The 11,768-nt window shown below is 45.9% G+C and carries 9 protein-coding genes and 2 riboswitches; of the genes, 6 read left to right on the top strand and 3 right to left on the bottom strand.

All coding sequences use genetic code 11. The annotated features are described in order from the left end of the window. Positions 1-122: 122 nt before the first annotated feature. The 3 genes from EGV92_RS01690 to gcvT all read right to left on the bottom strand — a co-directional run bounded on the left by EGV92_RS01690 (position 123) and on the right by gcvT (position 2,917). Positions 123-902 (bottom strand): nitroreductase family protein, encoded by a 780-nt coding sequence (locus tag EGV92_RS01690; RefSeq protein WP_131667480.1) that lies wholly within the window; start codon positions 900-902, stop codon positions 123-125. 244 nt (positions 903-1,146) lie between these two features. Beyond that, entirely contained in the window at positions 1,147-1,527 is a 381-nt protein-coding gene (gene gcvH / locus EGV92_RS01685) for a glycine cleavage system protein GcvH (protein ID WP_131667479.1), read from the bottom strand. 220 nt (positions 1,528-1,747) lie between these two features. Then, positions 1,748-2,917, bottom strand: coding sequence for a glycine cleavage system aminomethyltransferase GcvT (gcvT, locus tag EGV92_RS01680; RefSeq protein WP_131667478.1), 1,170 nt, complete (start codon positions 2,915-2,917; stop codon positions 1,748-1,750). A gap of 225 nt (positions 2,918-3,142) precedes the next feature. Beyond that, positions 3,143-3,280, bottom strand: a riboswitch (glycine riboswitch). Between the two features lie 62 nt (positions 3,281-3,342). After that, a riboswitch (glycine riboswitch) is annotated at positions 3,343-3,483 on the bottom strand. A 569-nt stretch (positions 3,484-4,052) separates the two neighbouring features. Between gcvT and EGV92_RS01675 the strand changes: the two genes are divergently transcribed. The 6 genes from EGV92_RS01675 (at position 4,053) to ppc (ending at position 11,118) form a co-directional block, all read left to right on the top strand. After that, positions 4,053-4,373: a YcgL domain-containing protein gene (locus EGV92_RS01675; protein ID WP_131667477.1), complete on the top strand. Its 321-nt coding sequence runs from the start codon at positions 4,053-4,055 to the stop codon at positions 4,371-4,373. 292 nt (positions 4,374-4,665) lie between these two features. After that, positions 4,666-5,229 carry a hypothetical protein gene (locus EGV92_RS01670; RefSeq protein ID WP_207401721.1) on the top strand — a complete coding sequence of 188 codons (564 nt, stop codon included), beginning with the start codon at positions 4,666-4,668 and terminating at the stop codon, positions 5,227-5,229. Between the two features lie 148 nt (positions 5,230-5,377). Beyond that, positions 5,378-6,229 carry an AAA family ATPase gene (locus EGV92_RS01665; RefSeq protein WP_131667476.1) on the top strand — a complete coding sequence of 284 codons (852 nt, stop codon included), beginning with the start codon at positions 5,378-5,380 and terminating at the stop codon, positions 6,227-6,229. Positions 6,230-6,262: 33 nt separating this feature from the next. Further along, a complete protein-coding gene (locus EGV92_RS01660; protein ID WP_131667475.1) occupies positions 6,263-6,787 on the top strand; it encodes a GNAT family N-acetyltransferase in 525 nt (174 codons plus the stop codon). Positions 6,788-6,790: 3 nt separating this feature from the next. Further along, positions 6,791-8,038: a vWA domain-containing protein gene (locus EGV92_RS01655; protein ID WP_131667474.1), complete on the top strand. Its 1,248-nt coding sequence runs from the start codon at positions 6,791-6,793 to the stop codon at positions 8,036-8,038. A gap of 251 nt (positions 8,039-8,289) precedes the next feature. After that, complete coding sequence (gene ppc, locus EGV92_RS01650; protein WP_131667473.1) at positions 8,290-11,118, top strand: phosphoenolpyruvate carboxylase; 2,829 nt, start codon at positions 8,290-8,292, stop codon at positions 11,116-11,118. Positions 11,119-11,768: the final 650 nt, after the last annotated feature.

The raw sequence follows: 11,768 nt of genomic DNA, 5'->3' as shown, positions 1-11,768 counted from the left end.
TGAGACCATACACATAAATCACAATTGTAAAATTAATAACATCGGGCTTATCTAAGCCAATTAATTGATCAAGTCACAATTTAGGGGCTAACAAAAATGTTGATTCGACAGGCTCAGATGGTTTAAACGTGCTTGACATGTTGGTCATAATCAAAGCGGAACTGCTCATGATAGATACCATTGTCAGCGCGCTCGCCAGCGCCAATCATCATCACTACGTGATGATCATCCCCTAAATTCAACAGCTTCTTGAGTGCTGGCTCATCTAATCCGCCCATAGGACAGCTGTCAAAACCATGAGCTCTAAGGGCAAGCATTAAATTTTCGGCGGCAAGAGCCGTATTATTGGTGGCCCAGTTTTTGACATCATCAAAGGTGTAGTAGGGCGACTTAATCGGACCTTTTACTTGACGCAGCGTCTGGATCACGCCCCATTTAGCAGCGGAGAGGACATTAATAGGGCCACGAATGAAGTCTAATGGCACCACTTTAGTGTAATAGTCCTTGACCTTCTTGGGCACCGGCTTAATTGGGAACTCACGCAATAGCTGCTGGGAGTGAGCGAGCCAATTGTCCGTCCGAGCGACAACAGCTATCAGCCGAGCCGCTGTTTTCGCAGCGTTTTGATTCATACATATCTTATTGGCACGATGGCGCATTTTTTCTGAATCGATGACATAAAACTCCCACGGCTGAAGATTGCTCGAGTTTGGTGCCAACATAGCAAGCCTCAAGCAGTCGCGTAAGACATCATCTGGAATAGGCGTGTCGGTAAACTTACGTACCGAGCGGCGCGACTCAACGACCTGCTTAAATGCTTCAAGATGTGGGGTATGAGAAGGGGTGGCGATAGTAGGCTGACTATCAGTATGCAGCTTAGCTTGTGCTTTGGCTTGACTCATGAGGGACTCCAGAATAATTGGTAATGCTACGTAAAGAAGGGCGCTGTAAATGACAATTAAGCGAAAGTCAGATGCAGACTAGACGCAGCATAGGATGGAGAACCGAGCAGCAATGCTAACCGACCACCTGAATAATCATGGCAGGTTTAGATAGCTTAAGTAAGCGCATACCACGCTGTCAGTTCAGTCAGTTTCGATGCAGGATACGTTCCTGCATCGAAACCTTACTCTGTAGAACAAACGATTAAAGCTCGTTTTGATACTCTTCAGCACTCATAAGCGCTTCAAAGTCATCAATATTGTCAGGACGAATTCTAAAGAACCAACCATCACCATAAGGGTCAGAGTTGATGGTCTCAGGAGTATCTTCTAGCTCTTCATTAATAGCGATAATCTCACCAGTCAATGGCGCATAGACATCTGAGGCAGCTTTGACTGACTCAACAACGGCGATTTCGTCTTCCGCGACCACAGTGTCACCAACTTCAGGTAGCTCTACATAGACGATATCGCCCAGTAAGTCCTGAGCGTGCTCGGTAATACCGACAGTGACGCTACCATCATCTTCTAGACGTAGCCATTCGTGACTGGCCATGTACTTTAGTTCTGCGGGAATGTGGCTCATAAAACTCTCCTATAAAAGCAAAATAACGGGCAAAATACTGAAAAAAGCTACTGCCTATTGGCGCTAACTGGTCAGCATCTTATGGGTATGACTCAAGGTTGACAGGTCACCTCAATACAAACCTCTAGATAGTAGCAAAATAAAATGTAAAATCTTAGTGAATAAAACTTAAGTTCGTCTACTACTCAGTTCAGACTGGTCATTATTGTTCATTGTGCTACTAAGCAAATTGCTTTTGACCGTTTCGGACAAAAGGCAGCTTAATTACGCGAACTTCGACGAACTTCCCTTTACCGCGAAGGTCGACTTGAACGATTGCCTCGTCACTGACGTCTGCAGGAATTCGGGCAATAGCGATGGACTGCTTAAGGGTAGGGGAGAAAGTGCCACTGGTAATGATCCCAGATTGGCTCTCAGTATCCTGATTCTCAGCATTAATGATGACTTCCATCCCTTCACGCAGCACACCGCGAGACTCTAGCAGTAGTCCGACTTGCTTCATCGCTGTACCGGCTTCTTTGGCCTGTTGGCGCTTTTCAATCAGCGCCTCACGACCGATAAAGTCGCGATCGTCTTTTAGTGCCAATGTCCACGCCATACCGCATTCATAAGGGCTAATCGTCTCATCCATATCATGACCATAGAGGTTCATACCAGCTTCCATACGCAGAGTATCACGCGCACCTAGGCCGGCAGGCTTGATATCATGCTGCTGCAGTAGCGCAAAAAACTCGCAGGCATTGTCTTCATGCAAGATAACTTCGACACCATCCTCGCCTGTGTAACCTGTACGCGCGACGAACCAATCGCCTTTATCTGCATTAGCTTCGATCTGGCTAATGTCAGCACCGACGAATGGCTTTAGGCCGTCTAGCGTCTCAGCCCAGTTTGGCTTGGCTTCTTTTAATTTAGCGATGGCATTAGGTCCTTGAACGGCAATCATGGCCAGCTCCGGACGCTCAGTTAGGGTCACCTCAAAGTCGTCAGCGACTTTGCTAAACTGCGCCAAATCCTTATCGCGAGTGGCAGCATTAGAGACAATCCTATACTCAGTCTCAGCCTCATTCATGCGGTAGACGATCAAATCATCAATGACACCGCCATTGTCATTAAGCATCCCAGAGTACAGGGCTTTGCCTACTGATTTGAGTTTGGCGACATCATTAGCCAGTAGCTTTTGTAGCCATGCCTTAGCGTCAGCGCCCTGAATGTCGGTGACGACCATGTGCGAGACATCAAACATCCCAGCATCGCTGCGCACGGCTTCGTGCTCTTCGATTTGTGAGCCATAATTAATGGGCAGCTCCCAGCCAGAGAAGTCGACCATTTTGCCATTGGCTTCTAGGTGGGCTGAATAAAAGGGCGTACGCTTGGGCGTTGATGTGGTCATGGGCTATCCTTGTTGGTGAAAATATGTCTAGTATAAAGGGCAAAGTATAAACGAGTAAAAATACCAATTAGCACTGATTAAGGGCTGTAACAGCTTTTACGATGGTATAAATTTATGCTTGCACAAATAATCATGCAAAATTTGCCCACAAAAAAAGGCAAACAAAGTCGCAATCATAGCAAGGGCGTCATTATTAGTTTGCCCTTCACTATAGTTGCAATTTTATTTGCCCTTTCTGTCCTTAAACCTGAGATTTTCGATAACACTGCCATTACTGTAATCGATCCGTTGACTACGCAGCCTTATCTTTGCCCCTTCGGTGGATAAGCCAGTGACGACTTATCGCTCTCCAGAATTTTCATTACTATCAAGTCGCGGCTGACCACTGAGTAATACCTCAACAGTGACAGCTCACGTATAGATTAATGAGTCTTTCAGTCCATTTACCTGAGCGATTGACAGGGTGAATGCGCCTTCGGTGGTGACAATCATGGTGAAGATAACGCTCATTGCCGCTTAGGGACAATAATATCTTTACACGATGCACGCTCTCCTGAGAGACGCATTTATTATGAAAGGTAACGACGTGATTTACAAGTACAAATAACGACCGATTATCGGTATTTTCTTAATCTATATTTATCCTAAGTGTGTTCTATTGTAAAGTGCAAATAAATTCGCTACTGAGTGGCGCACAACTTTCTAACTAAGTCGCTATAGCAGCTGGTAGTAGATGAGATTGACTTTATTATTAATACTGACTAGATCAGTATCAAGCACTAAACGCGCTTAGCAAGCTGGTACAAGAGCTACAATAAGTGCTGCAAAAAAACATTTTGCCGACTGACGTAGCTCCCAATTATGCTAAGCTATGCGCCATTATTAATGCTTAATAACACTAAAGTTAACCGTACTGTGCCGGCCATACGAGCTTTAGGTTGAGTGAAAAATACTGGTACTATCAGTGTTGCTCATGTTGCAACTACAACGTCAGTATCGCACTTATAATACCAGTCTCCGGTCACAGTAAGCGTGTCATGATAGCCGCATCACGCTATAATTGAGCGTGCTGCTTACACTGTGAGTAGCACGCTGTCATATTCAATTGAACCAAATGACTCTATTAAGGTCTGCTATGCACTGCGATATTTATAAATTTCCTAAACACGAAGAGATGTATGTCTATATTGCCAGGCCCGGCTATCCTGATGATGCCGAAACCTTGACTGACTGGCTTGGCGTACTGCCAAAAGAGCTAAGGTCAAGCTTAGGGGTGGGTCAGTTCCTCATGCATCTAGATCTGGCGTCGACGCCAAAGCTTGCGCGAGTGGACAAGGAAGAAGTGATAGAGAAGCTGGCGTCTCAAGGCTATTTCGTACAAGCACCGCCGCAAGATATCTTGGTTCGACAGGCGAATAATCGTGTTAAAGCGGAACAAGATAAACGTTATGATTAGGGCGCATGTATAAAAGCGAATCTACCTTGCTCTTCTGTCAGTAGTGCTTTAATAGGCAGTTATTAGTGTAATTGTAAGTGTTGATTATTGGACTTTTAAGTTTGCTTTAGTCTGCTTCGATTATAGCGGCTAGCGTGGTAAACTAGCGCTATACTCCACTAGGTAGTTCAGTTCTAAGGGGAGGTTTAGTCAGCTACTGATTTAGCTTCACCCTATTGGCTAATGACTTTGATACATTTACCGAAGTTGTTTTACCCCTTTATAATTCTCATTTTTGGTTGTCTGAGCGCTCATGGATTGGTTCAAAAAACTGTTACAAAACCTACCGCTAGAAACGATCAGTGACTGGCTAGGCAATATCGTTGTTTGGTGGAGTCACATGGTCGAGGGTGTGCCATCCGCTGAGCTACCAATGTACGCTTATATCGGTGGTAGTATTATCGTATTGCTACTATGGTTATTAGTAGCGCGTTTAATGCCGCGGCCTTTGGGGGGTATTAGTTGGGTAGTACTATTTGCTATCTTATTTGCCCCTGGTACAGCCCTTGGCGACTCAAGTCTTTTAGCGCCTGCTAGTATCGGTGTCGTCTATGCGGTAATGATGAAAGACATCCCTGGTGCGATTGCCAATGCGCTACCAATATTGGTAGTAACGGTAGCTGGTTTGTTTATTGGCTTTATCTGGCAATTGCTGCGCGGCGCTATTGAGTCTAGTATGGAAAAAACGCGACAGCGCGCTGAGCAAGATACTCAGGCTCAGATTCAGCTGGCTTCTGGCAATTATTTAGCAGGGTCTTTAGATAGCTCTGGACCCGATATAGACGAGAGTAACTTAGTTAAGACTAAGAAAAAATAGCCACTCAATAACAGTCTATGCCGCTCAATGAACCCATAAATTTGCAAATTTATGGGTTTTATTTTTATATTATGCTTATTATTGTTGGCTTGATGCTGAATTCTCGATAATCTAACGATAACGAATTAACCCAATTAAGAGACTATCTATGACGACTCCGACTTCATTTACTGGTACGACGTCTTATATCGCCACTGAAGATTTACAGCTGGCGGTGAATGCTGCGATGACCCTGCAAAAGCCACTGCTCATCAAAGGTGAGCCGGGTACGGGCAAGACTTTGCTGGCAGAAGAGGTAGCCAGCAGCTTAGGTATGCCGCTGATTACTTGGCATATCAAGTCAACGACCAAGGCTGAGCAAGGCCTCTATGAGTATGATGCAGTCTCGCGGCTTCGCGACTCGCAGCTGGGTGATGACAAAGTGTATGATATTAATAATTACATCAAGCCTGGCAAGCTTTGGGAGGCCTTTACAAGCGAGCAGCGTAGCGTATTGCTTATCGATGAGATTGATAAGGCCGATATAGAGTTCCCCAATGACTTGCTACATGAGCTTGATAAGATGTCATTTTATGTCTATGAGACAGGCCAGACCATCGAAGCTGAGCAGCGTCCAGTAGTCATTATTACCTCCAATAATGAAAAAGAGTTGCCTGATGCCTTTTTGCGGCGCTGCTTCTTCCACTATATCGACTTTCCTAATGAGCAGACCATGCGTCAGATTATCGATGTGCATTTTCCTAATATTCAAGAAAAGCTGGTGAACGATGCCCTTGATATCTTTTATAAGCTGCGCGGGGTGCAAGGCCTGAAAAAGCCACCTTCGACCTCAGAGCTGGTCGACTGGCTGACCTTGCTACTGGCGGATGATATGGCGCAAGAAGAGCTGGAAGAAAACCTTCGCGGCGAGAAGTCTATCCCGCCACTTTATGGGGCATTGCTCAAAAATGAAGCCGATGTCAGTTTGCTTCAGCGCTTTGCTAACATGATGCGCCGTTAATGACTAAGCTTTAAAACTGTTAGGGCAAAGTTTATGAAGATAAATTTGCAACCTTTTAATATTGATGATACTGAGAAACTTAGTCAATGGATTGAAGATGAAAGATCTTTGATACAGTTTTCTGGCGGTATTTTTACCTTTCCAATCACTCGTTCGCAGATTCAAGAATATCTAGCAGACACTAAAAGACATGTTTATAAAGTACTCATTAGTAGAAAGGTTGTCGGACATGCAGAAATTTATCTCGATGAAGCGCAGTCAGCAAAGTTGTGTCGCATTTTGGTAGGTGATCCTGATATGCGTGGTAAAGGTATTGGTCAGCTTATAATCTTTCGCCTTTTGACGATAGCATTTACAGAGTTTAACGTGCAGCGGGTTCATCTGAATGTTTATGATTGGAATACTACGGCCATTAAATGCTATGAAAAGGTAGGTTTGCAAATTAACCCCGGTAAGAGTACCCATATACCGTTCAGAAACGATTCATGGACTGCCATTAATATGGTGATTGATAAAGCTGGCTGGCAGGAACGACGTCATAAAGAGAAAATTGGATAAACAATGTTTATTAAACTATTTTATACCTTGCGAGCCTATGGTGTACCGGTCACTACCCGCGAGCTTTTGGATCTTAATGCAGCGCTCGATAAGGGGCTGATGATGCAGCCGTTGCCCAATGCCACCGACGGGGAACTAGGGGACGGCTCAGCAAACCGTACTTTTGCCAGTCGGGAAGACCTGTACCGGCTCATTCGGCTGTGCATGGTCAAAGATGAGCGGCATTTTGATAAGTTTGATCGGGCTATGGCTGACTACTTTGAGGGTGTCGACAGTCTTGATGTCGATGAGCTAATGGATCGGCTTACCCACGTACCTCAAGAATGGCTAGACTTAAAGCTTGACCCCAAAAATCTTACTGAAGAACAGCGACGGCTATTGAAGAAATATGGCTCACTTGAGGAGCTGATGAAAGCCTTAGAAGAGCGACTCAAAGAGCAAAAAGAGCGTCATCAAGGGGGAAGTAAATGGCTCGGGACAGGGGGTACTTCGCCGTTTGGGGCTTATGGCGATCACCCTGAAGGGATTCGCGTGGGCGGTGAGTCGCGCAAACGCAGTGCGGTCAAAGTGTGGGAGCAGCGCAAATACCGCAATCTTGATGATGATAACCTACTTGGTACGCGCCAGATTCAGATGGCACTACGAAACTTGCGCCAGTTTGCCCGAACTGGTAGTGCTGATGAGCTGGATATCCATGAGACTATCAAGCGTACTGCTAAAAAGGGTGTGCTCGATATTCATATGCAGCCGGAGCGGCGCAATCGCGTCAAAGTGCTCATGCTCTTTGATATCGGTGGTAGTATGGATATGCATGTTGAGGCGCTGGAAAAGCTGTTTTCTGCCGCCAAAAACGAATTTAAGACTTTAGATTTTTTCTACTTTCATAACTGCCTTTACGATTATGTCTGGAAAGACAACAATCGGCGTCATAGTGAGCGTATGGCCACCTTTGATCTGCTCAATAAATACGGCCGTGAGTACCGAGTTATCTTTGTTGGGGATGCGTCTATGTCGCCGTATGAGTTATTCTCCATTGGCGGCAGTGTCGAATATATGAACTCAGAATCAGGTGTGGTCTGGCTTAAGCGAGTATTGGCTCATTTTGACAAAGTCGCTTGGCTCAATCCAGAGAATCCTGAGTATTGGCACTATACCCATACCATTGGTGAGATTAAGAAGCTGTTCGACGGGCATATGTATCCGATGACGCTGCATGGGATAGAGGATATGACTGGATATTTGGCCAGATAGCTATCGCAAGCGCTGTTTTGCCGACTTTATAGTTCAGTAGTACTGGTTCAGTAGGACGAGTAATCTAAAAAAAAATATAAATTATGCCTATCTTAAACGTCTAGATTGCAATCTTAGGTCAATTCACGCTACAGTTAAACCAGACATTTTAATCTAGTCTCGCGGTATAGCTACCGCGTCCAGGAGCGCCGCAATACTACGCTAGCCCAGACGCCTCGCCAACATCAATATTATGGACAATAGGATATCAGATGAGTTCACGTGACGACCTTTCAGCCCTCCATGACGATTCTTTAGTTTTAAAACCAAGCCACAGTTCTGAAGTAGAGCCACCTATTACCACCTTTGACCCCATCGCCCGCGATGCTCTATTGGACAACGAAAAGGATCTGCCACTACTTGCAGAGACTAAGCTGTTAAGCGATGCATTGATCCGAGTGATTAAGTCGCAGACTTCACCGGCCGTTACCCAGACCATCCATGAGTTACTCGATGGCGCCAATCCTAAGCAGACTATCGATCAAGTACTGCCCACTCTTGATGATCGGCAGACAGAAAACTTAATTCGCGCTTGTAGCTTATTTGCTCAGATGTTCAATATTGCCGAAGATCGTCATCATGAGCGCCGCCGTATTGTGCACGAAAAATATGAAGAGCCTGCACGATCTAGCTTTCAGACAGTGTTAAACCAAATTCAGGAGCAAGGCATTTCAGGGGAGCAGCTGGGTCAGCAGCTTGCATCGACTGAAGTTGCAGCGGTACTCACAGCTCATCCTACTGAGGTTCAGCGCCAGAGTATATTGAACTTTCACCGCCGAATTCGTGAGATTCTCTCCGACCATTCACACGCAATCGGCTATCGGCAGCAGCTGTTCGAAGAGGATATCGAGACGGTACTGCTAGCACTTTGGCAGACCAATGAGACACGCCACTTTAAAATTACCGTTGCAGATGAGATCGAAAATGGCGTCGGCTACTTTGACTTGAGCTTCTTCCAAGCACTGCCCGCGCTTTATCGAAAGCTCTCAAAGACGCTTGAAGGTTATTATCCTAAGACGCAGCTACCCAATATTATCCATATTGGCAATTGGATCGGTGGCGATCGAGATGGCAATCCTTTTGTCTCCGCCCAGACACTACGTGACGCCTTCAAGCGTCAGGCAGCGACAGTATTTTACTTTTATCGTGATGAGTTAGGTAAGCTGTACGACGCACTGCCATTGTCTATCCGCCGTGTGAAGGTCAATGCAGACGTGCTAGCGATGGCAGAGCAGTCACCCGATACTGAGATTTCACGCAGTGAAGAGCCGTATCGCCGCGCTATCGCCTTAATATCTGCCCGTGTGGTAGCGACTAGCCATTGCTTCGAGCTGGACTATGGCTGCCGCTTTGGCAGTGCTGAGGCTTATGGTGATGCCGATGAGCTACTGGCGGACCTTACTACCATTCAACGATCGTTAACCGATAATGGTAGCACTAAGCTTGCTGAGGGCAGGCTAGCTGATCTTATTCGTAGTGTCAGCCTTTTTGGCTTTTATCTCATGCCGATTGACTTGCGCCAACATGCGTCGCGTCATGGTGACTGTGTCCATGATCTATTTAAGCATGCTGATTTGGAAGATTATCTGTCCTTGTCAGAGTCGGCACGGCAGCGCGTCCTCTTACGTGAGCTTGCGACGCCGCGTCCTCTATTTAGTCCATATGTCGACTACGATGAGCAGACAAAGCATGAGTTAGCTATCTTTGCTGCCGCTGCTGATATTAAAGATCGCTTTGGTGAGCAGGCGATTCGTCAGAGCATTATCTCCAACTGTGAGACCATCAGCGATATGCTGGCCTTAGCACTACTTATGAAAGAGACGGGGCTATTGACCATCAAGTCGGGTCAACCCGTCAGCCGCTTAAATATTGTGCCATTATTTGAGACTATTGATGCCTTAGAGGGCTGTATTGAGGTCATGGATGGACTGTTTGCTAATCATTGGTATCGGCAGCTGTTAGATAGTCGAGACAATCTGCAAGAGATTATGCTCGGCTACTCTGACTCTAATAAGGACGGAGGCTATATTACCAGTCAGTGGTCACTGTACCAGTCGGAGCAAAGGCTGGTGGATGTATTCGCCAAGCATGATGTGCGCTTGCGGCTGTTCCACGGTCGCGGCGGTAGCGTTGGCCGTGGTGGTGGTCCCTCGTTTGAGGCCATCTTGGCACAGCCTGCCAAGTCAGTGGCGGGGCAGATTCGGATCACCGAGCAAGGCGAGGTCATTACTGCCAAATATGCCGATGCGGGCAATGCTGAGCGCAATCTAGAAGCGCTGGTCTCAGCGACTCTTAAGGCGACGCTGTTGCCTGATGCGACGATGACACCTGACCCTGAGCTGCTAGACAAGTTATCGACCACTGCTTTTAATCATTATCGTGAGCTGATTACCCATCCGTACTTTATCGATTATTTCATGCAGGCGAGTCCGATTACTGAGATTGCTAGCTTAAATATCGGCTCGCGACCTGCGAGTCGCAAGACATTGGCTAAGATTCAAGACCTGCGAGCGATACCTTGGGTTTTCTCTTGGATGCAGAACCGCTTAATGTTGCCTGCTTGGTACGGCTTTGGTACTGCGGTCGAGAGTCTATTGGCTGAAGATGAGAATATGCTGTCGGTACTACAAGACCATGCCAAAAATAGCGCCTTTGTCGAGTCTATGTTGTCAAATATGGAACAGGTCATGGCCAAGACCGATATCGATATCGCCAAGAGCTATGTCGAGCTGGCTGAGGATACAGAGAATGCTCAAGAGATATTTGAGCTGATTATTGAGGAGTATGAGCGTAGTCAGAAAGCGCTACTGCTGCTAACGGGGCAAGAGACTCTGCTTACGAGCAATCGCTCATTAGCACGCTCGTTGGCCCTACGTCTGCCATATCTTAATGCGCTTAACTGGCTACAGGTGGCACTACTTAAGCAGCGCCGTGGTGATGGTAAGTCGATCCTCAAAGAGGAGATTGATGAGGCGAGGCTGTTACAACTGACGCAGTTGACGATTAATGGCGTGGCGCAGGGGCTGCGTAATACCGGTTAGGGGTTGTGCTACTGATTTTGTCTTAAATAATAAAGTAGGCTGGGCATTTTGCTTGGCCTATTTTATTTTGAGCTATCTTTCTGCTTCCGCAAGCAATATTTAAGTATTTTTAAAGTCTGAATTGCAGGATTTTCCAATTGGCCTGTGCTAGGGAGTATAGCTTTTGAAAACTCTATTTAAAGTAGTTTTTGTAGATTGGCCTTGCGCAGCTAAAATTGACATGCAATTTTTAAACGCTGTTCATAAATCACCTATAAGTGTGTGAGTCAGGGGTATTCTGAGGGTTTGGGGAACCCTCAGCCTGACGCAAGGGGAAATCTATGATTTTCCTATCAGACTGTGCTAGGAAGCATAACTTCTGAAAATCCTATTTAAAGTAGCTTTTGTAGATTGGCCTTGCGCAGCTAAAATTGACATGCAATTTTTTAACGGCGCTCATAAGTCACCTATAAGTGTGTGAGTCAGGGGTATTCTGAGGGTTTGGGGAACCCTCAGCCTGACGCAAGGGGAAATCTATGATTTTCCAATCGGACTGTGCTAGGAAGTATAACTTCTGAAAATCCTATTTAAAGGATTTTCCTTGCGCAGCTAAAATTGACATGCAATTTTTAAACGCTGCTCATAAGTCACCTATGCGGTGTTGAAGCGTA

The organism is Psychrobacter pygoscelis (assembly GCF_004335015.1).
GTDB classification, from domain to species: domain Bacteria; phylum Pseudomonadota; class Gammaproteobacteria; order Pseudomonadales; family Moraxellaceae; genus Psychrobacter; species Psychrobacter pygoscelis.
Note: the sequence above shows the minus strand (reverse complement) of the source record. Positions and strands in the feature narration are given on the sequence as shown.